The organism is Methylobacterium sp. Leaf91 (assembly GCF_001422815.1).
GTDB lineage: Bacteria > Pseudomonadota > Alphaproteobacteria > Rhizobiales > Beijerinckiaceae > Methylobacterium.
In genome coordinates, this window is the sequence record NZ_LMMP01000049.1 from 149,587 (window position 1) to 173,277 (window position 23,691).

Sequence of the window (23,691 nt, forward strand, 5' to 3'; positions counted from 1 at the left end):
CCGACCCCACGGGCCGCCCCCGAATTATATGGTTCAACCGGAAACCCGACTTCGCGTCGGCGGACCGTCCTTGGTCCGCTTCGGGCCCGTAGCCCCCTTCATCCGTCGAGCGCCGGCGGTCTTGGCGTTCCCAATGGATGCCTTGCTCCTGGCCGCCCTGGCAGGCCTCGCTTTGGCATCCTCGGCCAGCGAGGCGCGCACCGCCCTGACCGCCCCGCGGATGCCCTGGGTCACGTCGTGAAAAGCCTCGTCCGCGGTTCGCCAGTTGCTCACCACCCGGCCGTCTCGCGAAAACACCTTCAGCGCCGAAGCGCCGGTATCCTTCCAGTCGCAGTGGCGGAGCACGACGACCACCACACGCATGGCGCCCCTGGCCCGGCGGCCCATCGCACGGCGGTACTCCAGTTGGCACCAGTGGCTATGGATGTACTCGGGGCTCATCAGCGCCACGAAGGCGTGGGCCTTCCGAAGCTTGCGGGAGATCTCGGTGTTCAGTGCGTCGCCGGCCTCCATGTCGCCGTCGAACCAGGTCTCGACCTCGTCGCGCTTCAGTTGCGCCAAGTGGACCTGCAGCTTTGCCTGCTGCGCCATGTTCGCGTGGCTGTAGGACACGAAGATCCGAACCGTTGGCTTCTCCGTCTTCGCCTTTGGTGCGCTCAGCTTTGGCGGACCGGAGGCGCACGCGGCCACCGCCCCTTTCGCCTTGGGTGGTGTAGCCTTCCTGGCCCCTGGCCCGGATTTCGTGCGCAATGAGCCCCCCAGGCGGCGGCCAAGTTCAGGAATAATGTCGTCTGAACACGTTTTGTTCCAGTCGTCTTGCGCTCATCCTGCGCTGTGGATCTCTCCCGCTTCGAGCTTGCGGGATTTGGGCCCGCGATGCGATCACCGCCGCCTCAAGGAGCGCTCACACAATGAAAATTAGGGACCGCCACCCTCGACTCTGACCCCTGGAGCGCCACGAGAAGCGATATCGAACGCATACTCGTCGAAACCCACCAGGAGTTCGGTACCCGCCAATTCGAAGCTTACGCGGGCTACATAGACCGTGCGATTGGCATGGTCGCCGACGCACCAGAGAAACCTTCGTCGAAAGCTAGGCTTGAGCTCGGTCCCGAAACGCGTTCCTTCCACGTTGCACTCGCGACCGGACGGAAGGGAGGGGCGTCCCTTGTCCTGTACTATCGGGGGCAGGAGGACGGGCATGGGTACGCCGAGGTCGTCATCCTCCGAGTGCTGCCCGACAGAATGGAGCCGCGTCTCAGGTTGGCCGTCGATCTCGACCTGACCGAGGATGAGGACGACACACCCCAACCGGGGATGTGACGGCCGGAGGCAGCGAGATCATCCGCCGATCTTGCCTTCGGATGCCATCCTGAACCGAATATCGCTGTGACGTGGAAGGGCTGTTTAACGCAACCCGCGGCCGCTCGGCTTTCATCCAACACCCGACGGGCGGTGGTTCAGCGCTTGACGAACCCGATGTCGACGGCGACGGCCTTGAGGCGCTCAGGCTCTCGCTCTTTCCGTTCGGAGTAGCGGTCAACGAGATAGGAGGAGCGCTCGCGGGTCAGGAGCGTGAACCTGACCAGTTCCTCACAGACGTCGACCACCCGGTCGTAGAGCGGCCCCGGCTTCATCCGACCGGCGTCATCGAACTCCTTATAGGCCACAGGCACCGAGGATTGGTTCGGAATGGTGATCATCCGCATCCAGCGACCAAGGATGCGGAGGTTGTTCACGGCGTTGAAGGACTGTGAGCCGCCCGAGACCTGCATCACCGCCAGGGTCCGCCCCTGCGTCGGGCGCACCGACCCCTCTGACAGCGGGAGCCAGTCGATCTGGCTCTTGATGACACCGGTCATGTTGCCGTGGCGCTCCGGGCTGACCCAGACATGCCCCTCCGACCAAATGGACAGGTCGCGCAGTTCCTGGACCTTGGGGTGGTCGGCGGTGCTGTCGTCGGGCAGTGGCAGGCCGTGCGCGTCGTAGATCCGGACCTCGCCGCCCAGGGCTTCCAGGAGCCGTGCCGCCTCGTAGGCAAGGAAGCGGCTGAACGAACGCTCCCGGAGCGAGCCGTACAGGATCAGGAAGCGCGGGGCGTGGGTGAACGGTGCCTGCACCTGAAGGTCGGTCGCCGCCGGGACCACGAAGTGCCCCTCGCTGAGGTTGGGCAATCCATCGGTGAAAGGATGTTGGGGCTTGTCCAAGAAGTTTCGTTCCTCTACGTTTCAACGATGGTTGAGATATTGACATCATGATAGACGAACGGCAAGCCGTGGCCGCCTTCGCGGCCCTCGGGCAGGAGCACCGCCTGCGCATCGTGCGCCAACTCGTTACCGCCGGCCCCGAAGGCATGGCGGCCGGCTTGCTGGCGGAAGCCGTTGGCGTCTCGGGCACCAACCTGTCGTTCCACCTGAAGGAGCTCTCGCATTCCGGGCTGGTCACCTCGCGGCGCGAGGGACGCTCGATCATCTACAGCGCCGCCTACCCGGACCTGTCCGAGCTCATCCAATTCCTGATGCGCGATTGTTGCCTGGGGCGCCCCGAGGTCTGCGCACCGGCCGTCGCGGCCCTGGCCGCCTGCTGCCTTCCCACCGGAGACACCGCCCATGCCTGACCGCGTCTACAACGTCCTGTTTCTTTGCACCGGCAACTCCGCCCGCTCGATCCTGGCGGAATCGATGCTTCACAAGGAGGGCCAGGGTCGTTTCCGGGCCTTCTCCGCAGGCAGCAAACCGAAGGCGGGTGTGAACCCGCTCGCCATTCAGGTTCTGAGCGAGACGGAGTACCCGACCGAGGGGCTGCGCTCGAAGTCGTGGGAGGAGTTCGCCGGCCCCGACGCGCCGGTCATGGATTTCGTCTTCACGGTCTGTGACAACGCCGCCGGCGAGGCCTGCCCGTACTGGCCCGGCCAGCCGGTGACGGCGCATTGGGGCATCGAAGACCCCGCCTCGGTCGAGGGGACCGACCTGGAGCGCAAGACGGCCTTCGTGACCGCGCAGCGCTACCTCAAGAACCGGATCGCGGCCTTCGTGGCGTTACCGCTGGCCAGCCTCGATGGGGTCGCCCTGTCCGCCAAGGTGCGCGAGATCGGCCAGCAGGCCGGCGCCACCTCGCCCCGTTCGGAGGTCGCGTGATGGACGTCGTCATCTACCACAACCTGGATTGCGGCACGTCCCGCAACACCCTGGCCCTGATCCGCAACGCCGGCATCGAGCCGCATGTGGTCGAGTACCTCAAGACGCCGCCGAACCGGCTCCTGGTGCGTCAGCTCGCCGACCGGGCCGGCGTCACGGTCCGCGACCTGCTCCGTGAGAAGGGGACGCCCTACGCCGAACTTGGGCTCTCGGACCCGAGCCTGACGGACGACCAGCTACTCGATGCCATCGCAGAACACCCGATCCTGCTGAACCGCCCCCTGGTGGTGAGCCCGAAGGGCGTCGCCCTGTGCCGACCCTCCGAGGCGGTCCTCGACCTCCTCCCGGCCCAGCGGGGCGAGTTCGTGAAGGAGGATGGCGAGCGCGTCGTCGACGAGCACGGGCGCCGCGTCGCCACCGCCTGAACCGCCACCCGTCAAGAACAAGAAACGGTCCCGATGCTCGCGCTCGCCATCTTCGTGGTCACCCTCGTCTTCGTCATTTGGCAGCCGAAGGGGTTCGGCATCGGGTGGAGCGCCCTCATCGGGGCCGCTGTGGCGCTCGCCACCGGGGTCATCCACGTGGGCGACATCCCGGTGGTCTGGCACATCGTCTGGGACGCCACCTTCACCTTCGTGGCGCTGATCATCATATCGCTGCTGCTCGACGAGGCCGGCTTCTTCCACTGGGCGGCGCTCCACATCGCTCGCTGGGGCGGCGGACAGGGGCGCCTGCTGTTCCCGCTGGTGATCCTGCTCGGGGCCGCCATCGCGGCGGTGTTCGCCAATGACGGCGCGGCCCTGCTGCTCACCCCCATCGTGCTGGCCATCCTGCTGCGCCTCGACTTCAAGCCGGCTGCCGCGCTGGCCTTCATCGTCGCCTGCGGGTTCGTCGCAGATTCGACCAGCCTGCCCCTGGTCATCTCCAATCTCGTCAACATCGTCAGCGCAAACTTCTTCGACATCACCTTCAGCCGCTACGCTGCCGTGATGGTGCCGGTGAACCTCGTCTCGCTGGCCGCGACCCTGGTGGTGCTTTGGCTGTTCTACCGGCACGACTTGCCGGCCACGTACCCGGTGGCCGAGCTCGAAGCGCCGCGCCACGCGATCAAGGACCCGCTGGTCTTCAAGGCGGCCTTCCCGCTCCTTGGGCTGCTGCTGATCGCCTACTTCGTGACGGCACCGTTCGGCGTGCCGGTCTCGGTCGTGACCTGCGCCGGCGCCGTGGTCCTGCTGGCGCTTGCCAACCGGAGCCGCGTCATCACCATCCGTAAGGTCCTCGCCGGCGCGCCCTGGCAGATCGTGCTGTTCAGCCTCGGCATGTACCTCGTCGTCTACGGGCTGAAGAACGCCGGCCTGACCGACTACCTGGCGCAGGGCCTCGTCTGGCTCTCGGGCTTCGGTCCGTTAGTGGCCACCATCGGCACGGGGGTCGCCGCCGCGATCCTGTCCTCGGTGATGAACAACATGCCGAGCGTGCTGGTGGGCGCGCTCTCAATCCAGCAGGCCCCGGACCTCTCGCCACTGACCCGGGAGCTCATGGTCTATGCCAACGTCATCGGCTGCGACCTCGGCCCGAAGTTCACGCCCATCGGGAGTTTGGCGACCCTGCTCTGGCTGCACGTCCTCGACATCAAGGGCCAGCGCATCACCTGGGGTCAGTACATGCGGGTCGGCCTCGTGATCACCCCTCCGGTGCTGCTCGTCACCCTGGCTGCCCTTGCAGTGTGGCTACCCGTTCTTGGGGCCCGGTAGCGGACCGATGACCCCGGTGCGCCGCTGGCCCGTGATCTCGGCCCTAGGCGTCGTCCAGATCCTGACCTGGGGCTCCTCGTTCTACCTGTTGTCGGTGCTGGCCACCCCGATGTCGAAGGACACGGGATGGCCCCTGGGTTGGGTCATCGGCGGCCTGTCCCTCGGCCTCCTCGTCGCGGGCTTGGTCTCGCCACGGGTCGGAGCGTTCATCGGGGAGCACGGCGGTAGGCCCGTTCTGGCCTTCGCGGCCGTGGTCCTTGCCTTGGGCCTCGGCGTCCTCGGCCTCGCGCCGAACCTGCCGACCTACCTAGTGGGCTGGCTCCTCGTCGGGCTCGGCATGGGCACCGGCCTGTACGATCCGGCCTTTGCCACGCTTGGTCGGCTCTACGGCGCCGAGGCAAGACCCGCCATCACGACCCTGACCCTGTGGGGCGGCTTCGCCAGCACGGTGTGCTGGCCGCTCTCGGCCTTCCTGATCGAACGGGTAGGCTGGCGCGGCACCTGCCTCGCCTATGCCGGGCTGCACCTGGCGGTCACGCTTCCCCTCGTCCTGCTCGTCATCCCGCACCCCCCTGCCCACGGGCCAGCACGTTCCGAGGGCCCGGTCTCGGCCGTCCGGCTCGATGCACGCGAGCGGCGTGCCTTCCTCCTCATGGCGGGGGTCCTGACCCTCGGCGGCACCGTAATGGCCATGGTCTCGGTGCACCTCATTACCCTTCTCCAGGCCCGTGGCGTGGCGCTGACCTCGGCCGTCGCATACGGCGCGCTGATCGGCCCGTCACAGGTGGGGGCGCGCATCGTCGAGATGGCCGGGAAGGGCCGGCATCACCCTCTATGGACCCTCACCGCGGCGATGGTCCTCGTCGCCATCGGGGTCGCGATGCTGGCGGCTGGTCTGCCCGTGGTGGGGCTGTCGCTGGTCCTCTACGGCGCCGGCAACGGGATCTATTCCATCGCCCGCGGGACGGTGCCCCTCGCGCTGTTCGGTCCCGAGCGCTACGCCCCGCTCGTTGGCCGGCTCGCCCGTCCGGGGCTGGTGGCGCAGGCGCTTGCGCCCTCCCTCGGGGCGGTCGTGCTGACGCAGGCGGGCGCCGATGCGACCTACGCCCTCTTGACCGTGCTCGCCCTCGCGAACGTCGCGCTCGCCGTATCCCTCTGGCGCGTCCGGTAGTCACCTCCCTTCCTCACCGCTCCGCGATGTGGCATCGTCCGTCCGTGACCTTCTGGCTCGCCCTTCGGCGGCTGCTTCCGCTCCTTGCGGTCCTCAGCCTCGCCCTTGCGCCGGTGACCGCATCCGCGGCCGCCGCGGGCATGCATGCGCCGATGGCCGCTCAGGGCCACGCCATGGCGATGCCCGACGAGGCCATGGACGACATGGCCGGGATGGCCATGGACGAGATGCCGTGCTGCCCCAAGGAGCGGCCGGACATGCCCGACTGCTCGAAGGGCTGCCCCCTGATGGCACTCTGCCTGGCGAAGGTCGCCACCGGCCTGCCCGGCGCCTTAGGGTTGCCGGGACGCGTCGCCGTCGTCGAGGGGACTGCGTGGGCCGTCACCGCCTCCTTCGACAGCGTCTCGCAAGGGCCACCCTCCGAGCCTCCCCGAGCCTGAACCCGATGCCGTCGGCGCCTGCGCCGGCACGGTGACGCGCGTCCGCGCGTGGCCATCCATCGCGTTCAGGAGACCCCACATCGTGACCAAGACATCGTTTTCGCGCGCCCTCACGGTTGCGCTGCTCGGCCTCGCCCTCACCGCCGCGGCCCGGGCCGACACCAAGGACTACGAGTTCCAGCTGGTGAAGGACGAAGCCAAGCAGGGCGAGGCCATCCTCGACGTCCGCCTCGTCGACAAGCGCACGTCCAAGCCCGTGCCGAACGCCGTCATCTTCGCCAAGCGCATCGATATGGCGCCCGACAGCATGGAGGAGATGACCTCCAAGATCGAGCAACTGCCCTCGCCGGAGCCGGGCCTCTACCGGTTCAAGGCGAAGCTGACGATGGCCGGCGGCTGGCGCCTCTCGCTCGGGGCCAAGGTCCAAGGCGAGACCGGCACCGTCGAGAACAAGCTGGTGTTCAAGGCCACCAAGTGAGCCGGACGGCATGGCTGGCCGGGACCCTCGCCGCGCTCGCGGCGGGGGGGCTGGGCTATGGCGCGGGGCATGAGGGCAGCCCCGTGCCGGCGCTCGTCCAGCAGGCGCGGACCGGGTTCGCCCATTGGCTGCCGGGTGCACGGCCGGCCTCCCCGATGCCCGCGCAGGCTCCGATCAAGGCGACGGGTTCGGTGGTCTACTACCGAGACCCGGACGGGAAGCCGGACTACGCCTCCGAACCCAAACAGACGGCGGACGGTCGCGACTACCGCGCCGTCCACGCCAGCGAGGACGTGCGCTTCGACGAACCCGAAGAGGCGGAAGCCATGCCTGACGCCGGCCACGGCGACATGGCCATGGCTCAGGCCAAGACGCCCGCGAGCGCCCGCAAGGTGCGCTTCTACCGCAACCCGATGGGCCTTCCGGACACTTCGCCGATTCCGAAAAAGGACTCGATGGGGATGGACTACCTCCCCGTCTACGAGGGCGAGGACACCGACGACGGCACCGTGACCCTCTCGCCCGGCAAGGTCCAGCGAACCGGCGTCCGGACGGAGGTCGCTGCACGGCGCGTCCTATCCATGCCGGTGCGGGCTCCTGGAACCATCGAGGAGGACGAGCGCCGGATCTCGGTCATCGCGATGCGCACCGACGCCTTCATTGAGAAGGTCGAGGCCGTCACCACCGGCGACCACGTCCACAAGGGCCAGCCGCTCATGCGCCTGTTCTCGCCCGAGATGAACGCGGCCGCCGCGCAGTACCTCACCGGCATCGGCTACGAGGGCGCCCGGCGCCGACTGGAGAACCTCGGCATCCCGCCCGAGGCCATCGACGAGATCGAGCGATCCCGAAAAGTGCCGGCGACCATCACGTGGTCGGCGCCACGCGACGGCGTCGTGGTCGAGCGCAACGTCTCCGACGGCATGCGCGCCAAGTCCGGCGACACCCTGTTCAAGCTCGTCGACCATACCCGGGTATGGGTGCTCGTCGACGTGACCGAACGCGACCTGGCGTCCGTGGCGGAGGGCCAAACGGCGACCGTGCGTGCCCGGACGTTTCCCGACCGGACCTTCACTGGCACGGTGACGCGGATCTATCCGCACCTCGCCATGGGGACCCGGACGGCCCGCCTGCGCATCGAGTTGCCGAACCTCAACGGCGACCTGCGGCCCGGGATGTACGGCGACGTCGAGATCGCGACCGGGAACGCCAAGCCCGTGGTCGCCGTCCCCGACGACGCCGTCATCGACACCGGAACCAGGCAGGTCGTCCTGCTCGACAAGGGCGAGGGCCGCTTCGAGCCGCGCCCGGTCAAGCTCGGTGCCCGCGGCGACGGCTACGTCGAAGTCCGGGAGGGCATCGCGGCAGGCGACCGGGTGGTGACCGCCGCCAACTTCCTCATCGACGCCGAGAGCAACCTCAAGGCGGCGCTGCAGGGTCTCTCCGAGCCGAAGGTAGAACCAGGTCCGCAGGCGGCGGCCGATGGGAGGGCGCCATGATCGCCCGGCTCATCGGCTGGTCGGCCCGGAATCTGGTTCTGGTGTTGATCGGGACGGTGTTCGCGGTGGGGGCCGGGCTCTACGCCCTGAGGACCCTGCCGCTCGACGCGATCCCGGACCTCTCGGACGTCCAGACCATCGTCTACACCGAGTACCCCGGGCAGGCGCCACAGGTCATCGAGGACCAGGTCACCTACCCGCTGACTACCGCCATGCTGACGGTGCCCCGGTCGAAGGTCGTGCGCGGCTTCTCGTTCTTCGGGGTCTCGTTCGTCTACGTCATCTTCGAGGACGGCACCGACCCATACTGGGCCCGGAGCCGGGTGCTCGAATACCTAAACACCGTGGCCAAGCGCCTGCCGGCGGGGGTGACCCCGACGCTGGGACCGGACGCGACCGGGGTCGGCTGGGTCTACCAGTACGTCGTGGTCGCCAAAGAGCGCACGCTGGCCGAGCTCCGCTCGCTCCAGGACTGGGTCGTGCGCTTCGGGGCCTCTCGTGCCGAAGGCGTGGCCGAGGTCGCAGGCGTCGGCGGCTTCGTCAAACAGTACAACGTGGTCGTCGACCCGAGCCGGTTGCGGGCGCAGGGCATCACCCTGGCGAAGCTCCGGGACGCGATCCGGGCGAGCAACGCCGACGTAGGCGGCCGCACCGTCGAGCTCTCCGAGTTCGAGTTCGTCGTCCGTGGCCGCGGGTACCTCAAGAGCATCGCCGACATCGAGAGCATCGTCCTGAAGACAGAGGCGGGCACGCCCCTGCGGGTGAAGGACGTCGCCCGGGTCGAGCTCGGTCCCGACGAGCGCCGCGGCATCACCGAGATGAACGGGGAGGGCGAGGTCGCCGGCGGCATCATCCTCCAGCGCTTCGGGGCCAACGCCCTCGACGTTATCGCGAGTGCCAAGGCGCGCCTCGCCGAGGTCGCCGCGAGCCTGCCCAAGGGCACCGAGATCCTGCCTGTCTACGACCGGTCGCACCTCATCGAGGCGGCCATCGAGACGCTCAAGGGGACCCTGATCGAGGAGAGCGCCATCGTCGCCCTCGTCTGCGTCGTGTTCCTGCTCCACGTCCGCAGTGCGCTGGTCGCGATCCTGATGCTGCCGGTCGGCATCCTAATGGCGTTCGCGGGCATGAAGGCGCTGGGCTTGGGCGCCAACATCATGAGCCTGGGCGGCATCGCCATCGCGGTCGGCGCCATGATCGACGCCGCCATCGTCATGATCGAGAACGCCCACAAGCACCTGGAGCGGGCGGACCCTGGCAAGCCCCGGGTCCAGGTCCTGATAGAGGCCGCCTCCGAGGTCGGTCCCTCGCTGTTCTTCTCGCTCCTCATCATCACGGTCAGCTTCCTGCCCATCTTCACCCTGGAAAGCCAGGAAGGGCGTCTGTTCGGGCCGCTGGCCTTCACCAAGACGTTCGCGATGGCGGCGGCGGCGGTGCTGTCGGTGACGCTGGTTCCGGCGCTGATGGTGCTGTTCGTGCGCGGCCGCATCGTGCCCGAGCACCGCAACCCGGTGAACCGGCTCCTGATCTGGTTCTACCGTCCCATCATCGCAGGGGTCCTGCGGGCGCGGGTGCTGACCATCCTGATCGCGCTGGGCGTTCTCGGCGCCTCGGTCTGGCCGGCCCTGCAACTCGGGTCCGAGTTCATGCCCGATCTCGACGAGGGCACCCTGATGTACATGCCGACCACCCTGCCGGGCATCTCGGTGACCAAGGCCGGCGAGCTTTTAGGGAGACAGGACACCATCCTGAAGAGCTTCCCGGAAGTCCTGTCCGTCTACGGCAAGGCCGGACGGGCCGCGACCGCGACGGACCCGGCGCCCTCCGAGATGTTCGAGACCATCGTCAACCTGAAGCCGAAGGCGGAGTGGCGCCCGGGCGTGACGCTGGCGAGCCTCAAAGCCGAGATGGATGCCGCGCTCCAGTTCCCCGGTGTCTCCAATGCCTGGACCCAGCCGATCCGCGCCCGCATCGACATGCTCGCCACCGGCATCCGGACCCCCGTCGGCATCAAGGTGCTCGGAACCGACCTCGCCGAGATGGAGAAGGTCGCCCGCCGGGTCGAGGCGGTGGTGAAGGCGGTGCCGGGCACGTCGAGCGCCTATGCCGAGCGCGTCCAGGGCGGGTACTTCCTCGACATCACGCCCGACCGGGAGGTTCTGGGCCGCTACGGCCTATCGGTCGGGGACGTGCAGGACGTGATCGCCATGGCGCTCGGCGGCGAGAGCGTCACCAACACGGTCGAGGGCCGCGAGCGCTACACCGTCAACGTGCGCTACCCGCGCGCCTTCCGGTCGAGCCCACAATCCATCGCGACCGAGGTGCAGGTGCCCATCGCGGGCGGAGGCACGGTCCCCTTGGGCGAAGTCGCCAAGGTGGCACTGACCCGGGGGCCGACCCAGATCCGGACCGAGAACGGGCAACTCGCGGTCTTCATCTACGTCGATGTCTCGGGACGGGACCTTGGCGGCTACGTGGCCGATGCACGGGCGGCTGTTACCGGCGAGGTGAGCCTGCCACCCGGGACCACCCTCCAGTGGAGCGGGCAGGTCGAGTACCTCGACCGCGCCACGGCCCGGCTCAAGATCGTGGTGCCCCTGACCCTCCTGACCGTGTTCCTGCTGCTCTACCTCAACTTTCGCCGGCTGACTGAAACCCTCATCGTGATGCTGTCGCTGCCCTTCGCACTGGTGGGCGGCGTCTGGCTGATGTGGTGGTTGGGCTTCAACCTATCGGTCGCCGTGGCCGTGGGCTTCATCGCGCTCGCCGGGGTCGCCGCCGAGACCGGGGTGATCATGCTGGTCTACCTCGACCATGCGCTGGCCGAGATCCGGACGGAGTGCGAGCGGGATGGGCGCGCCCTATCGCGAAATGACCTGAGGCGGGCGATCATGGTCGGCGCGGTCGAGCGGGTGCGGCCCAAGATGATGACCGTGGTCGCCATCATAGCCGGGCTGTTGCCCATCCTGTGGAGCACCGGCTCGGGCTCCGAGGTCATGCAGCGCATCGCGGTGCCGATGATCGGCGGCATGGTGTCGTCGACCGTCCTGACCCTCGTCGTGATCCCGGCGGTATACGGGCTGGTGAAGGGATGGGGACTGCCGAGATCCGACATGCAGCCGGAACCCGTCGAGGGGCACACGATGCCCTTGGCCGCGGAATGACAACGAGGACGAGACCATGCTGGTGGTCGACGACGAGCCGACGGTTAGGCATGTTGGTCTCCGACATTCTCGAAGACCTCGCCTAACCCGACATCGAGGGTCGCTCGCATCCGGTCGATGATCGAGGAGAGCCGGTAGGAGGCATGGGGCTCCGGCCAACCGATCCCGGGCTTACCTCCGAAGGGGCCCGGGGTGCTTCTCCGACGGCATCGTCTCGCGCACGTGGTGCCGGACCAAGGAGGGGCTGAACGGCTTCCCGATGAACGTCGCCCCATCGGGCAGGTCCCCGGGTTCAGGTCGCACATTGCCGGAGGCGACCACGATGGCGATGTGGGGCCACGTCACGGCCGTCCGCCGCGCCAGGTCGAAGCCGTTGTCCGGCCCGGGCATCTGCACGTCCGTGAACAGCAGCTGCACCTTGCCATGGTGCTCGTCGAGCACCCGCGTCGCCTGGGCGACGTCCATCGCCTCAAGAACCACGAAACCGGCATCCTCCAGGATGTCGGACACATCCATCAGGATGAGGGCGTCGTCGTCGACCACGAGGACATGGGGGGCATCGGCGGGGTCAGGCAGGGGCATGGATACCAAAGGCCGGCCTGGCCGGTAGGTTGCCGCATAACATAGGTTTCTTTTGCGCCATCGGAGCATGGTTGCCTAGCGCCGTTTCCGTAGGTCCCGTGGATGCGGGCCCCTAGTGGTTGAAATCTGACGCTTGGTACCCATTCGCGAGGTCAGCTTGGGGTGGGAAGCAGCTTGGCTGCTTTCAGTCGCGAGACGTTCTTAAGCGGACCTAGGATGACCCGCCGACTCCGGATGAACGGTCCAACCCATCGCATGGTCGAAGTTCGTTGAAGTCGGATGCCGACATCATCAGAGGCGATGCGACCGGCACGAAAGTGCTCTGCCTCGGGAGACAGCGTGATTCACGATTGCAAAGCCCCGGTCACGCGACATCTCGTGCTGGTCCGGCATGGCCAGAGCGTAGCCAACCGATCCGGCCTGTTCACGGGATTGCTGGACTCGCCCTTGACCGAGCAGGGCCGGATGGAAGCCGAGGCAGCCGGGCGGCGTTTGGCCGAGCGCAGCTGGCGCTTTTCCGCAGCCTTCACCTCGACGCTGACGCGGGCGATCGTGAGCGGCCGGCTTATTCTCGATGCGCTCGGGCAACCCGGATTGGTCCCCCAACGCTTCGCCGCGCTCGACGAGCGAGACTACGGCGACCTCAGCGGGCTCGACAAGATCGCCGCCGATGCGCGCTGGGGGGCGGAGCGGATCGAGACCTGGCGCCGCTCCTACGCCGAGGCGCCGCCGAACGGTGAGAGCCTGCGCGATACCGTCGCCCGCATCGTCCCATGCTACCTCCGAACCATCCAGCCGGCGGTTATGGGCGGAGACGTGCTCGTCGTCGCCCACGGCAATTGCCTGCGGGCGCTTGTCATGGCGCTTGAAGACCTGAGCCCCGCGGAGGTCGAGCACCTTGAACTCGCGACGGGCTCCGTCAGGATCTATGAGCTTGCTGCGGACACGACGATCAAGGCCCGCTGGATCGACGGGTGAATCCGCCTGTCGGCCCTCCACAATGGGTCTCCGCAAACTCTGAAGGGGTCCTGCTTTCATCTATTTCAGTGATGGCAAGCATCTAATCATTCCGTTGGAGTGAATGAACGGGCCCTGGGATCCTCCGGCATCACATCGGAGCCATCCATGTCCGCGCCCAGACTTTTCTCCCACCCTCGATCGATGCACGCCTTGGCCGGCACGAGAGCCATCCTTCCGGGACTGGGCCTCTGCGTGGCGGTCACCGCCGCAGCGGTCGGCTTCGAGGCCGTCGAGGCGCATCTGTTCGGTCGCGCTTGGCTCGAAGCCCTGGTACTGGCGATCCTGCTCGGGAGCGCGATTCGCACCGCCTGGACCCCGTCGCAGCGTTTCTTTCCCGGCATCGCCTTCGGGGCCAAGACCGTGCTGGAGATCGCGGTCGTCCTGCTCGGGGCGTCGCTCAGCCTCGCGACGATCCTCGCCGCCGGACCGGGCCTGCTCTTCGGCATTGCGGGCGTCGTCGCGGTGGCGATCCTGTCGAGTTACGGCATCGGCCGAGCGCTCGGGCTGCATCCGCGCATGGCGATCCTCGTGGCCTGCGGGAACTCGATCTGCGGCAACTCGGCGATCGCGGCCACGGCACCGGTGATCGGCGCCGACGGCGAGGACGTCGCCGCCTCCATCGCCTTCACCGCGGTGCTGGGCGTGCTGGTGGTGCTCGGCCTACCGCTGCTGGTGCCGCTGCTCGGTCTGTCGCCGATGCAGTACGGCGTGCTCGCCGGCCTCACCGTCTACGCTGTTCCGCAAGTCCTCGCCGCCACCGCGCCGGTCGCGGCGCTCAGCGTCCAGGTCGGAACCCTGGTGAAGCTCGTCCGGGTGCTGATGCTAGGCCCGGTCGTCCTGATGCTCTCGCTCGGCGCAAGCCGGCTGCGCGAGGAGACCGACGAGGCCGCCCCCGGCGTCACCGCTGGCGACCGCCCTGCTCGCGCCGGCCTCGCGATCCACCGCTTGGTGCCGTGGTTCATCCTCGCCTTCCTGGCGCTCGCGGGCCTTCGCTCGGCCGGGCTGGTTCCGCAGGTCGCGCTCGCGCCGATGTCGGAGACCGCCAATCTGCTCACCGTGGTCTCGATGGCGGCGCTCGGCCTCGGGGTCGATGTGCGCAGCGTCGCCAAGGCCGGGGCGCGGGTGACCCTGGCGGTGGTCGCCTCGCTCGTCGCACTCGGCGCCGTCAGCCTCGGTCTGATCCGCGTGCTGGGCCTCGCTTGAACCGATCGGATGCGCCCGAGGCCCGGTCAGGCCCCGGCGAGGCAGGGCGAGACGAAGAGCTCCCCGCGATAGGCCCCGCGCAACGTGCGCACGGACACGATCAGCCAGAGTAGGGTCAGCAGGCCGACGAGGCCCGCTCCGAGCCAGGCGAACCCGCTGAGTGCCGTCACTTCGCCGATCCGCAGGGTGGCCAGGGCATAGACGCCGAGCGGGAAGATGTAGCCCCACCAGCCGAGGTTGAACGGAACGCCGGCGCGTAGGTAGCGCACGGTGACGGCGAGCGAGAGCAGAAACCACCAGGCGCCGTAGCCCCAGAGGATCAGCGCGCCGATCAGGCCCGTGATCCTGAGGATCTCGGGCGCGCCGGCAAAACCGCCTGCCGCGAGGATCGGGCCACCGGCCTGCCCCAGCACGAGCAGGCCGAGCGCCCCGGTTCCGAGCGGACCGAGGGAGAGCCAGCTCGATGCGGCCATCTCACGCGGTGGCAAGTTGTGCAGCGCCATGCGCAGCACCAGGATCGCCAGGATGCTCAGCGCCAGCGGGACCGAGACGCCCCAGAGCACGAAGCTCGTGACGATGACGGCGAGTTGTTGGCTCTCGCCGCTCAAGGCTGGAGCGAGCAGGCCACCGGAGACGGCGACGACCTCGGCTGTCACCACTGGCAGCAGCCATACGGCCGTCATCTGGTCGATGCGGTGCTCCTGACGGGTGAACATCAGGTAGGGGATCGCGACAGCACAGATCAGAGCGAGCGCCACGTCGAACCACCACAGTGGCAGTGCGATTCGGACGGTCTCTGCGCCGAGATAGGGCGGACCGAATATCAGCAGCCCGTTCAGCAGCGTCGCCAGTGCCATCGGGATCGCCCCGAAGAACATCGACACCGTCGAGTGTCCGAAGATCCGTCGGGCGCCATCGAAGTAGAAGATCCAGCGCGCGCCGTAGACTAGGCAGAAGGTGGCGAAAAGCACGACGGAGGCGAGCCAGAGCCCGAGCGGCACAGGGGCCAGCAGGGCATGCGTCTCCGGCAGACGGTCGAGGGCCAAGGCGACCACGCCAGTGCCCATCACCACGGTGAACCAGTTCGGCGTGAATTGTCGGATCACGTCCCGCGGATGCTGGAGGCGCGAGAGCGGCTTTAGGCCTGTGCTGATCGCCAGCAGACTGGATTCGGACACGGGGCGCTCTTGGGCTTCGGAGGGTCAACGCACCGGCTCTAGCACGACCCCGCATCGCGCGCCGCCGCGATAAACATCAACTCGCAAGCGGCGCTTAATCATCAAAACAATCGATTAAAACTAGCTAATCAAACCATTAGTATGAATGGTTGTCGGCCGCTACCTTCTTGTCATCACGAACCGACGTGACGACCCGACCAGAAGGATATCGACCATGACCCGTACGATCGCTGCCGTCGCCCTCGCCGCCTCCGCCCTCGTCGGCATGACGGGCCTCTCGCAGGCCCAGGGCCTCCGCGCTCCGCAGGTCCGCTTCATCACCAGCCCATCCGCACCGATCTACGGCGACGCCGATGGCGCCAACGCCAAGAACCCGGCACTCCCGGCCTACGCCCGTGGCCGCGGCCAGGAGACCGGCGGCCCGGCGCGGGAACTGATCGGTCGCTGACAGCGCCCCCTTGGCCGCCGGGCATCCGTCCGGCGGCACGTGAAGCCTTCGAACACCCGAATGACAGGGAGATCCATCATGACCCGACCCACCTTCGAGACCACTGACGAGGCCCGGCAGGGCGAGACCAGCGGTCATATGCGCTGGGTCCTGTTCTGGACGGTCGCCCTGACTGTCGCCGCCGTCGGCACCGCCTGGCTGACGATCATCTGATCCGGCCGCCCGCCATTGATCGGAGATCGGAAATCTTCGGATGATCGCAATCGGAGATCGTTCAGATCTCTAACGATCATTGGGTGGAATAATCATCTCGCTGTAGCATCTCGTTCACGGAGAGGACGCCTCTTTGCCGGGATGACATGGATCGACGACCCGAGTTTCCGGCGGCGAGACCGAACCGTCCCGACCGACGCCAATGCCGTCCGCCGACGGCGACACCGAGATCCAGCGACCGGCCGACGCGGCCCAACAAACGATTCCAGGGAGACATCATGCGCCATCTGCACGAACCGTTGAACCGCCGCCTCGTCCTGGGTGGCCTAGGGGTCGGCAGCCTCGCCGCCGCCATGCCGGCCTGGGCCGCGGGCTCGGTGAAGCTTCCGCTGCCCGGCGGCCCGGACGAGCGGGCGCTGACCACCGCCTTTCCGGGCAAGGCCGAGATGATCCTTCAACGCACCCATCCGCCGCTGCTGGAGACGCCGTTCTCGGTGTTCGACGAGGGCGTGTTCACCCCTAACGACCGCTTCTACGTCCGTTGGCACTGGGCCTCGATCCCGACCGAAGTCGATGCCGGCACCTTCCGTCTTAAGGTCCACGGCCACGTCGATAAGGAACTCTCGCTCTCGCTCGACGCCATCGCCGGCCTGCCGCGCTTCGAGATCGCCGCGGTGAACCAGTGCTCGGGCAATTCACGCGGGCTGTTCGAGCCGCGGGTGCCCGGCGCGCAATGGGCCAACGGCTCGATGGGCAACGCCCGCTGGACCGGGGTACGCCTCAAGGACGTGCTCGAACGCGCTGGGGTGAAGTCCGGCGCCGTGCAGGTGCGCTTCAACGGCCTCGACGAGCCCGTGGTCGACGACGCGCCGGACTTCAAGAAGTCGCTCGATCTCGACCACGCCAACAATGGTGAGGTGATGATCGCCTACGCGATGAACGGCGAGCAGCTCCCGCTGCTCAACGGTTTCCCGCTCCGCCTCGTGGTGCCGGGCTGGTATTCGACCTACTGGGTCAAGATGCTGTCCGACATCGAGGTGCTGGACAAGCCCGACGACGGGTACTGGATGAAGACCGCCTACCGCATCCCGGACGTGCCGGGCGCCAACATCAAGCCCGGCCAGACCGGCTTCAAGACGGTGCCGATCAACAGGATGGTGCCGCGCTCCTTCGTCACCAACCTGACCGACGGCGCCAAGGTGGCGGCCGGAACGCCGGTGGCCCTTCGCGGCATCGCTTTCGGCGGCGATTGCGGGGTAAAGGCGGTCGACTTCTCCGGAGACGGCGGGGCGACGTGGTTTCCGGCGCAACTCGGCGCGGACGAGGGCCCCTACAGCTTCCGCCGCTTCGACGGCAGCCTGCCGGCGCTGGCCGCCGGCACCCATGCGGTTAAGGTCCGCTGCACCAATACCAACGGCGTCGCCCAGGGCATGGACCAGGTCTGGAACGCCAACGGCTTCATGCAGAACGGCATAGAGACCGTGTCCTTCCAGGCCGCTTGAGGAGACCAGCCATGAACCCGATCCGCCCTGCGGCCCTCATCGCCGCGCTCGCCTTGTCTCCTCTGGTGGCGCTCGCCGCCCCGGCCCCCGAGCCGATGCGCTTCACCTCGCAATCCATTGCGATGCCGACCTCCGACCGGATCTTCCCCGACGGGCCGGGGGCCGAGGCCGTCAACAACAACTGCCTTGCCTGCCACTCGGCCGGGATGGTGCTGACCCAGCCCAAGCTCACCAAGGCGCAGTGGACCGAGACCGTGAACAAGATGGTTCACGTCTACAAGGCACCGGTCGATCAGGCCGACGTGCAGACCATCATCGATTACCTCACGGCGTTGAAGCCGACGCCCTGAACCCCCGATTCCCGAGGCCGCCGCGCTTTTTTCGCCGGCCTCGGGGAATAGACCGCGCCTTCCGGCGTCTCCTCAGGGCGATGCACGGCCGGCCCGGCCTTGCACGACGGATTTCCGATTTCGAACCAGCCCTCACGGCAGGCCCCGGCCGCCGAACGAGCGCGCATGCCCGAGAGACACGCTTCATGACCCATATCCGCACCAGCCTGCGCGCCCTCGTCGCCGGAGCCGCCTTGCTCCTCGCCCAGGGCCAGCCCGGGTTCGCCGCCGGTTTCGACGGGGCGATCAAGAACAACGCGCTGGCGCTGAACGCCGCCGGTACGGTCGCCGCTGTGTCGAACAGCGAAGAGAGCGCCGTCATCGTCTACGACGTCGCCAAGGGCACGGTGCTGCGCCGCCTCGACGGCTTCGTGACCCCGCGCAACATCGTGTTCGCGCCGGACGGCGCCCGCTTCTACGTCTCCGACAGCGGCACCGGCCGGATCACGGTCTACGAGACCGCCACCGGCAAGGAAGCCGGCGTTCTCGCCGCGGGCCCCGGCGCGTTCGGCACGGTGCTCTCGGCCGACGGGACCAAGCTCTACGTCAATAACGAGGCCGCGAGCACGCTGACCGTGTTCGACACCAGGACCATGCTCGCCGAGGCTGTGATCCCCGGCTTCGCGCAGCCGCGCCAGGGCGTGAAGTTGTCGCCGGACGGCAAGACCGTGTTCGTGACGAACTTCCTCGGCGACAAGATCACGTTGGTCGATACCGCCACCAACAAGATCACCGGCGAGATCGCCGGGTTCGACAAGCTGCGCGCCATCTCGATCACCAAGGACGGTAAGACGCTGTTTGCCGCCAACAGCGGCCGCAACACGATCGGCGTGGTCGATGTCGCCGCCCGTAAGGTCACGTCCGAGGTGGCGGTGGGCAAGGACCCCTACGGCGCCGCGCTGACCCCGGACGGGCGCTTCGTCTATTCGGGCAATCTCAAGGACAACTCCTTGTCGGTGATCGACACCGGCACCCTCAAGGTCGTCGCCACGGTGACCGGCCTGAACGAGCCGCGCCAGGCGATCGCGTTCTCGGCCGACAACGCCCACGCCTACGTCCTCAACCGCGACCTTAGCGTCGCCGTGGTGGACCGGGCGAAGAACGCGGTCATCTCGACCATGAAGCCCTGAGGCGTCGCGCGCCGGGTGCCTTCTCGGCTCCCGGCGCGTTCCCGATGTCGACACGTCACGAACGCAGGACAAAGACCCCATGCTCGGCCTGTTCCAGCGCAAGGACCGCCTCATCGTCCACGGAAAGGCGCCCTACAACGCCGAGCCGCCGCTCGATCGCCTGCGCGCGGCCTTCCTGACTGATCAGGCCGACTTCTACGTCCGCAGCCACGGTGACATCCCGGACCTCGACGCCGACAGCTACCGCCTGATTATCGACGGGATGGTCGCGACGTCGCTCGACCTCTCGCTCGCCGATCTCAAGGAACGCTTCGCGCCCGTCACCGTCACGGCGGTGATGCAATGCGCCGGCAACCGCCGGGCCGACATGCTGGCGGTGGCGCCGGTCTCCGGCGACCCGTGGGCGCCCGGCGCCATCGGCAACGCGGAATGGACCGGCGTGCGCCTCGCCGAGGTGCTGCGCGCGGCCGGCCTCGACGCGGGGGGCGCACGTCACGTCGCCTTCGAGAGCCACGACCGGATCGCCCATACGGACACGCGCTTCGGCGCCTCGATCCCGCTCGCCAAGGCTCTCGCCCCCGAGACGCTGCTCGCCTTCGCGATGAACGGCGAGCTTCTCGCCCCCGAGCACGGTCACCCGCTGCGTGTTGTGGTGCCGGGCTTTGCCGGCATCCGCAGCCCGAAATGGCTCGCCCGCATCACGGTGCAGGATCACCCCTCCAACAACCCGATGCAGGCCGACGACTACAAGCTGTTTCCGCCCGACGTGACCGCCGAGACCGCGGACCCCGCCCACGGCATCACCATCGAGGCGATGCCGCTCAACAGCGCGATCTGCGAGCCCGCCCGCGGCGCGGCGTTGAAGGCCGGCCGGCACGCGATCCGCGGCTACGCCATCGCCAGTGACCGCGCGGTCGCCCGCGTCGATGTCTCGACGGATGGCGGTCGCAGCTGGGCGCAGGCCCGGATCGACCGCGACGCCGACGCACCCTACGCCTGGACGTTCTGGGAGATCGAGCGCGAGCTGACGACCGGCGAGCACGAACTCGCGGTACGGGCCTGGGATTCCGCCGGCCAGACCCAGCCTGCGGCGCCGGACGACACCTGGAACTACAAGGGCTACCTCAGCGCCGCCTGGCACCGGGTGCGGGTAACGGTGGCCTGACCGTCACGCCCAGAGCAGGGCGGTGGCAGCGAGGCCCGAGATCGCGATGAGCAGGGCCGCAACCCCGACGGTGAGGATGCGCGGCATCATCGGGATCTCGGCATGAGCGAGTCGCGCCCGGATCGCTCGGTCCCGCCATGCGGCGCCGGCGAACGAGGCGAGCGCACAGGCGATCAGCGTGAGCGACAGCACCTTCAGTGGCCAGACCGCCAGCACCTCTCGCAGGAAGCGCTGCGCGGCCAGGCCGACGCCGAGGAAGGCGAGCCCGGTGCGAAGCCACGCCACGAAGGTGCGCTCGGCTGCCAGCACCGTGCGGTCCTCGGCGAGCCTGACCCGCGGGTCGTCGGGGGGAACGGGTTTCGCGGGCTCGCTCATTCGGCATCCGCCGTTGCGATCAAATCGAGCAGCGCGTCGGCGGCCCGGCTGCGGTAGCGCTCCTTGTGGCGCAGTACCCGGAACGGCCGGCTCGGCAGGGCGAACGCCGCCCGTACCAGGGTCCCGGCTCGAAGCGCTGCGGCGACCACGGTCTCGGACAGCACGGCGGCCCCGCCCCCGGCCTCGACGGCGGCGCGGACCGCCTCGTTCGAGGGCAATTCGAGTGTGACTTGGAGTTGAGCCGCAGCGAGGCCGGCCGCACCCAGCGCCGCCTCAAAGGCCGAGCGGGTTCCCGATCCCCCCTCGCGCAGCACCCAGTCGGCCCCGGCGAGGTCCTTGGGTTCAAGGGCGGTCGCTCCGGCGAAGGGATGGCCTGGGGCGACCACGAGGACGAGCTGGTCATGAGCAATGGTGGTGCTCGCGAGCGTCGGGTCGTCCAGCGCCCCCTCGACGAAGCCGAGTTCGGCCTGCCCGGCGCGGACCGCATCGGCAGCGTCGGTGGTGTTGCCCACCGCCAGCCGGATGGCGATCTCAGGGTAGGCCCGGCGGAAGGCGACAAGGTGGCGCGGCAGCCAGTCGCTGGCGATGGTCTGGCTGGCGTAGAGGGCCAGCGTCCCGCGTCGCATGCCGCTGAGGTCGGCGAGCACCAGCTCGGCGGCCTCGGCCCGGGCGAGCACCGCGCGGGCCTCGACGAGGAACACGCGTCCCGCCTCGGTCAGCTCGATCCCGCGGCCGACCCGATGGAACAGCTTGGTCGCGTGTCGTCCCTCGATATTGGCGATCGCCGTGCTGACCGCCGACTGCACGAGGTTCAGCGCCTCGGCAGCCCGGGTTACGTGCTGCCGCTCGGCCACCGCCACGAAGATGCGGAGTTGGTCGAGGGTCATGGTTGCCGCGGCGGAACCGGCAATCCACGGACCTGCGCGTCAACCGCCTGCGCGACGGTCAAAAGCCGCGCTTCGTCGGTGCGACCGGTGACGACGTAGGACATGCCGCCATCGACCCAGGAGAAGGCGGCGACGTCGCCCTCGCGGGCGAAGCGGAACACCGTGCGGCCATCCGCATCGCCTACGCGGCTGTAGAGCGTCAGCCGGGTGCCGTGATCGTCATCGTACATCAGCATCGCGGCGGATTCGGAACCCGCCGGCAGCAGCCGGCCCCCCATCAGGCGGAAGCCGTAGGCCGTGAGGTCGGGGGTGGTCACCGCCCGGCCGAGGCGCTTCGAGAGCCACGTCACGAGGTGTGGCTTCTCATCGGCGCGCACCTCCACTGGATGCACCGCCTCGACCACGTAGGTGCGGAAGGCCGCCACCGCGTCGTCGGTCGCCGGCTCGGTTCGCGCGAGCGTGACCGTGGGTACCTGCCGCGCGGCATGGCCGAACCAGCCGGCGGCACCGCCAACCGCGAGGCAGAGCACGGCCGCAGCCGCGACCGGAAGCCAGCGCCCGGTTATCGGGCGATGTCGCGAGCGGATGTTGGCCACCCGGAGCCGCGCCGGGATCGCCTCCTCGGCGATCGGCGCGAGGCGGGCACGCAAGCGCTCGCGCAGGGCGCGATCCGCCGAGACCTCGGCCGCCCGCGCGGGGTTTCCCCTGAGCCATGCCTCGACCAGTGCCTGCCGCTCCGGTTCGAGACGACCGTCGATCAGGCCGTGCAGGTCGTCCTCGCCGACCGGGCGTGGATCCCCGCTCATTTCACCCTCCTCAACAAGCCGGTTCGGCCCGTTTCCAGAAAACTTCGCATCCGCTCCCGGGCTCGGCTTAACCGCGACATCACCGTGCCCAGCGGTACTCCGAGCACCTGCGCCGCTTCCGCATAAGACAGATCCTCGACCGCGACGAGCAGTAGCACTGAGCGCTGCTCCTCGGGCAGGGCGTCGAGTCCGGTGAGCACGTCGCGTGCCCCCATAACGGCCTCGGGGTCGGCACCCGGATCGGGCACCTGCTCCAAAGCCTCAGCGCCGACATCGATGCCGCGCCGGCCCCGGCGTCGAACAGTGCCGAGGAACAGGTTGCGCTCGATCGTGAACAGCCAGGCTCGCAGGTCGCCGTCGCGGCGACGTCCGGACCAGCCGGACAACGCCCGCTCCAACGTGTCCTGGACGAGGTCATCCGCCGCTTCGCGGTCCCGCAACAGTGCGACTGCGTAGCGCCGCAACGCTGGGATCTGCGGTTCGATGAGGGCGGCGATCTCGTCCACGAGGCTTTACCGATCAGGGCTTGGCGATGTGCCATGCACCGTTGAGGAATCCGTCGCCGGTGATGTCGCCGGGCTTCGTATCCTTGGCGAAGGTGTAGAGCGGCTTGCCCTTGTAGGCCCACTGCATCGTGCCGTCGTCCCGCGTCACCATCGTCCAGTCGCCACTAGCAGCCGAGCCGGAGGCGGCCATCAGGGCCGGCCAGTTGGCGGCGCAGGGGCCGTTGCACATCGACTTGCCGCCCATGTCCTTGTCGAAGGTGTAGAGGGTCATGCTCTTGGCATCGACGAGCGCCGGCCCCTTGGCAGTCTCGGCCGTCATCGCAGGCGCAGCGGCCTGGGCGGCGGCGGCGGAGAAGGCGAAGGCCGCAAAGGCAGCGCGGATCAGCATGGTGTGCATGAGTGAGGTCTCCCGCGGTCGACCATGACCGCATCGGGAGAGATGCCGAACGGGCGCGTCTATTCCACTGACACACGAAAAAGATTGGTGACGTCAGCGTGACCGCCGACTCGTCCTCAACCACGGCATACGGCCGTCACCCAGGAGCAGTCAGAGGAATGATGCGGCGGCGTCACCACTCTGAAAGGCGGAGATCCGAGATCATGCCCTCGCACGGCGAGATCGACTGCAACGTCTGCTTTCGAGA

The 23,691-nt window shown here is 68.2% G+C and carries 26 protein-coding genes; 17 read left to right on the forward strand and 9 right to left on the reverse strand.

Annotated elements, in window-relative coordinates; all coding sequences use genetic code 11:
• Positions 1-33: 33 nt before the first annotated feature.
• Both ASF32_RS20605 and arsH read right to left on the reverse strand, forming a co-directional pair.
• A complete protein-coding gene (locus ASF32_RS20605) occupies positions 34-612 on the reverse strand; it encodes a toll/interleukin-1 receptor domain-containing protein (protein ID WP_056433150.1) in 579 nt (192 codons plus the stop codon).
• An 848-nt stretch (positions 613-1,460) separates the two neighbouring features.
• The gene (gene arsH / locus ASF32_RS20615) at positions 1,461-2,207 is read right to left on the reverse strand and encodes an arsenical resistance protein ArsH (protein WP_056432918.1); all 747 of its coding nucleotides are present in this window, start codon (positions 2,205-2,207) and stop codon (positions 1,461-1,463) included.
• A gap of 47 nt (positions 2,208-2,254) precedes the next feature.
• On the opposite strand from arsH, the gene ASF32_RS20620 reads away from it, so the two are divergent.
• From ASF32_RS20620 to ASF32_RS20660, 9 genes are all read left to right on the forward strand, one after another.
• Complete coding sequence (locus tag ASF32_RS20620; RefSeq protein ID WP_056432923.1) at positions 2,255-2,617, forward strand: metalloregulator ArsR/SmtB family transcription factor; 363 nt, start codon at positions 2,255-2,257, stop codon at positions 2,615-2,617.
• Positions 2,610-3,137, forward strand: coding sequence for an arsenate reductase ArsC (locus ASF32_RS20625; protein WP_056432927.1), 528 nt, complete (start codon positions 2,610-2,612; stop codon positions 3,135-3,137). Before ASF32_RS20620 ends, ASF32_RS20625 begins: the two co-directional genes overlap by 8 nt.
• Positions 3,137-3,562: an arsenate reductase (glutaredoxin) gene (gene arsC, locus ASF32_RS20630; RefSeq protein ID WP_056432931.1), complete on the forward strand. Its 426-nt coding sequence runs from the start codon at positions 3,137-3,139 to the stop codon at positions 3,560-3,562. The genes ASF32_RS20625 and arsC overlap by 1 nt, the downstream gene beginning before the upstream one ends.
• Before the next feature lie 33 nt (positions 3,563-3,595).
• Entirely contained in the window at positions 3,596-4,891 is a 1,296-nt protein-coding gene (locus ASF32_RS20635; protein WP_056172876.1) for an arsenic transporter, read from the forward strand.
• A gap of 7 nt (positions 4,892-4,898) precedes the next feature.
• Positions 4,899-6,062 (forward strand): MFS transporter, encoded by a 1,164-nt coding sequence (locus ASF32_RS20640; protein ID WP_056172881.1) that lies wholly within the window; start codon positions 4,899-4,901, stop codon positions 6,060-6,062.
• Between the two features lie 44 nt (positions 6,063-6,106).
• Positions 6,107-6,502, forward strand: coding sequence for a hypothetical protein (locus ASF32_RS20645; protein WP_018044310.1), 396 nt, complete (start codon positions 6,107-6,109; stop codon positions 6,500-6,502).
• An 82-nt stretch (positions 6,503-6,584) separates the two neighbouring features.
• Positions 6,585-6,980 carry a FixH family protein gene (locus ASF32_RS20650; protein WP_018044309.1) on the forward strand — a complete coding sequence of 132 codons (396 nt, stop codon included), beginning with the start codon at positions 6,585-6,587 and terminating at the stop codon, positions 6,978-6,980.
• Positions 6,977-8,479, forward strand: coding sequence for an efflux RND transporter periplasmic adaptor subunit (locus ASF32_RS20655; RefSeq protein WP_018044308.1), 1,503 nt, complete (start codon positions 6,977-6,979; stop codon positions 8,477-8,479). Before ASF32_RS20650 ends, ASF32_RS20655 begins: the two co-directional genes overlap by 4 nt.
• Entirely contained in the window at positions 8,476-11,643 is a 3,168-nt protein-coding gene (locus tag ASF32_RS20660; protein ID WP_018044307.1) for a CusA/CzcA family heavy metal efflux RND transporter, read from the forward strand. Before ASF32_RS20655 ends, ASF32_RS20660 begins: the two co-directional genes overlap by 4 nt.
• A 171-nt stretch (positions 11,644-11,814) precedes the next feature.
• Here the strand turns inward: ASF32_RS20660 and ASF32_RS20665 are convergent, their stop codons facing one another.
• Positions 11,815-12,225 (reverse strand): response regulator, encoded by a 411-nt coding sequence (locus tag ASF32_RS20665; protein ID WP_051074325.1) that lies wholly within the window; start codon positions 12,223-12,225, stop codon positions 11,815-11,817.
• Positions 12,226-12,564: 339 nt separating this feature from the next.
• Here ASF32_RS20665 and ASF32_RS20670 point away from each other — a divergent pair, with 339 nt between their 5' ends.
• Positions 12,565-13,203, forward strand: a complete 639-nt coding sequence (locus ASF32_RS20670; protein ID WP_018044305.1) for a 2,3-bisphosphoglycerate-dependent phosphoglycerate mutase — start codon at positions 12,565-12,567, stop codon at positions 13,201-13,203.
• 183 nt (positions 13,204-13,386) lie between these two features.
• Positions 13,387-14,448, forward strand: a complete 1,062-nt coding sequence (locus ASF32_RS20675) for a putative sulfate exporter family transporter (protein ID WP_018044304.1) — start codon at positions 13,387-13,389, stop codon at positions 14,446-14,448.
• A 26-nt stretch (positions 14,449-14,474) separates the two neighbouring features.
• On the opposite strand, the gene ASF32_RS20680 is transcribed toward ASF32_RS20675, so the two are convergent.
• A complete protein-coding gene (locus ASF32_RS20680; RefSeq protein WP_018044303.1) occupies positions 14,475-15,626 on the reverse strand; it encodes a TDT family transporter in 1,152 nt (383 codons plus the stop codon).
• 214 nt (positions 15,627-15,840) lie between these two features.
• On the opposite strand from ASF32_RS20680, the gene ASF32_RS20685 reads away from it, so the two are divergent.
• From ASF32_RS20685 to ASF32_RS20705, 6 genes are all read left to right on the forward strand, one after another.
• On the forward strand, positions 15,841-16,074 hold the full coding sequence (locus ASF32_RS20685; protein WP_018044302.1) for a hypothetical protein: 234 nt from the start codon (positions 15,841-15,843) through the stop codon (positions 16,072-16,074).
• Positions 16,075-16,152: 78 nt separating this feature from the next.
• Positions 16,153-16,287: a hypothetical protein gene (locus ASF32_RS26935; RefSeq protein WP_018044301.1), complete on the forward strand. Its 135-nt coding sequence runs from the start codon at positions 16,153-16,155 to the stop codon at positions 16,285-16,287.
• 278 nt (positions 16,288-16,565) lie between these two features.
• On the forward strand, positions 16,566-17,789 hold the full coding sequence (locus tag ASF32_RS20690) for a molybdopterin-dependent oxidoreductase (protein WP_018044300.1): 1,224 nt from the start codon (positions 16,566-16,568) through the stop codon (positions 17,787-17,789).
• Between the two features lie 11 nt (positions 17,790-17,800).
• Positions 17,801-18,139 (forward strand): cytochrome c, encoded by a 339-nt coding sequence (locus ASF32_RS20695; protein ID WP_018044299.1) that lies wholly within the window; start codon positions 17,801-17,803, stop codon positions 18,137-18,139.
• 185 nt (positions 18,140-18,324) lie between these two features.
• Positions 18,325-19,308 carry a beta-propeller fold lactonase family protein gene (locus tag ASF32_RS20700; RefSeq protein WP_018044298.1) on the forward strand — a complete coding sequence of 328 codons (984 nt, stop codon included), beginning with the start codon at positions 18,325-18,327 and terminating at the stop codon, positions 19,306-19,308.
• A gap of 79 nt (positions 19,309-19,387) precedes the next feature.
• Positions 19,388-20,473, forward strand: a complete 1,086-nt coding sequence (locus tag ASF32_RS20705) for a sulfite oxidase (RefSeq protein WP_018044297.1) — start codon at positions 19,388-19,390, stop codon at positions 20,471-20,473.
• A gap of 3 nt (positions 20,474-20,476) precedes the next feature.
• Here ASF32_RS20705 and ASF32_RS20710 read toward each other — a convergent pair whose 3' ends face one another.
• The 5 genes from ASF32_RS20710 to ASF32_RS20730 are packed head-to-tail and all read right to left on the reverse strand — an operon-like array spanning position 20,477 to position 23,444.
• Positions 20,477-20,848, reverse strand: a complete 372-nt coding sequence (locus ASF32_RS20710) for a DUF202 domain-containing protein (RefSeq protein WP_018044296.1) — start codon at positions 20,846-20,848, stop codon at positions 20,477-20,479.
• Positions 20,845-21,735, reverse strand: a complete 891-nt coding sequence (locus ASF32_RS20715) for a LysR family transcriptional regulator (protein WP_018044295.1) — start codon at positions 21,733-21,735, stop codon at positions 20,845-20,847. The genes ASF32_RS20710 and ASF32_RS20715 overlap by 4 nt, the downstream gene beginning before the upstream one ends.
• A complete protein-coding gene (locus ASF32_RS20720) occupies positions 21,732-22,541 on the reverse strand; it encodes an anti-sigma factor (protein ID WP_018044294.1) in 810 nt (269 codons plus the stop codon). The genes ASF32_RS20715 and ASF32_RS20720 overlap by 4 nt, the downstream gene beginning before the upstream one ends.
• Positions 22,538-23,047 (reverse strand): RNA polymerase sigma factor, encoded by a 510-nt coding sequence (locus ASF32_RS20725; RefSeq protein WP_018044293.1) that lies wholly within the window; start codon positions 23,045-23,047, stop codon positions 22,538-22,540. The genes ASF32_RS20720 and ASF32_RS20725 overlap by 4 nt, the downstream gene beginning before the upstream one ends.
• A gap of 13 nt (positions 23,048-23,060) precedes the next feature.
• Positions 23,061-23,444, reverse strand: a complete 384-nt coding sequence (locus ASF32_RS20730) for a hypothetical protein (protein WP_018044292.1) — start codon at positions 23,442-23,444, stop codon at positions 23,061-23,063.
• Positions 23,445-23,691 lie beyond the last annotated feature (247 nt).

Excerpts from the sequence above, each read along its gene's own strand:
- ASF32_RS20675 (WP_018044304.1), top strand. The coding sequence starts at position 13,387 with ATGCACGCCTTGGCCGGCACGAGAGCCATCCTTCCGGGACTGGGCCTC.
- ASF32_RS20660 (WP_018044307.1), top strand. The coding sequence starts at position 8,476 with ATGATCGCCCGGCTCATCGGCTGGTCGGCCCGGAATCTGGTTCTGGTG.
- ASF32_RS20685 (WP_018044302.1), top strand. The coding sequence starts at position 15,841 with ATGACCCGTACGATCGCTGCCGTCGCCCTCGCCGCCTCCGCCCTCGTC.
- ASF32_RS20695 (WP_018044299.1), top strand. The coding sequence starts at position 17,801 with ATGAACCCGATCCGCCCTGCGGCCCTCATCGCCGCGCTCGCCTTGTCT.
- ASF32_RS20700 (WP_018044298.1), top strand. The coding sequence starts at position 18,325 with ATGACCCATATCCGCACCAGCCTGCGCGCCCTCGTCGCCGGAGCCGCC.
- ASF32_RS20730 (WP_018044292.1), bottom strand. The coding sequence starts at position 23,444 with ATGCACACCATGCTGATCCGCGCTGCCTTTGCGGCCTTCGCCTTCTCC.
- ASF32_RS20620 (WP_056432923.1), top strand. The coding sequence starts at position 2,255 with ATGATAGACGAACGGCAAGCCGTGGCCGCCTTCGCGGCCCTCGGGCAG.
- ASF32_RS20690 (WP_018044300.1), top strand. The coding sequence starts at position 16,566 with ATGCGCCATCTGCACGAACCGTTGAACCGCCGCCTCGTCCTGGGTGGC.
- ASF32_RS20705 (WP_018044297.1), top strand. The coding sequence starts at position 19,388 with ATGCTCGGCCTGTTCCAGCGCAAGGACCGCCTCATCGTCCACGGAAAG.
- arsC (WP_056432931.1), top strand. The coding sequence starts at position 3,137 with ATGGACGTCGTCATCTACCACAACCTGGATTGCGGCACGTCCCGCAAC.
- ASF32_RS20640 (WP_056172881.1), top strand. The coding sequence starts at position 4,899 with ATGACCCCGGTGCGCCGCTGGCCCGTGATCTCGGCCCTAGGCGTCGTC.
- ASF32_RS26935 (WP_018044301.1), top strand. The coding sequence starts at position 16,153 with ATGACCCGACCCACCTTCGAGACCACTGACGAGGCCCGGCAGGGCGAG.
- ASF32_RS20715 (WP_018044295.1), bottom strand. The coding sequence starts at position 21,735 with ATGACCCTCGACCAACTCCGCATCTTCGTGGCGGTGGCCGAGCGGCAG.
- ASF32_RS20710 (WP_018044296.1), bottom strand. The coding sequence starts at position 20,848 with ATGAGCGAGCCCGCGAAACCCGTTCCCCCCGACGACCCGCGGGTCAGG.
- ASF32_RS20720 (WP_018044294.1), bottom strand. The coding sequence starts at position 22,541 with ATGAGCGGGGATCCACGCCCGGTCGGCGAGGACGACCTGCACGGCCTG.
- ASF32_RS20625 (WP_056432927.1), top strand. The coding sequence starts at position 2,610 with ATGCCTGACCGCGTCTACAACGTCCTGTTTCTTTGCACCGGCAACTCC.
- ASF32_RS20635 (WP_056172876.1), top strand. The coding sequence starts at position 3,596 with ATGCTCGCGCTCGCCATCTTCGTGGTCACCCTCGTCTTCGTCATTTGG.
- ASF32_RS20665 (WP_051074325.1), bottom strand. The coding sequence starts at position 12,225 with ATGCCCCTGCCTGACCCCGCCGATGCCCCCCATGTCCTCGTGGTCGAC.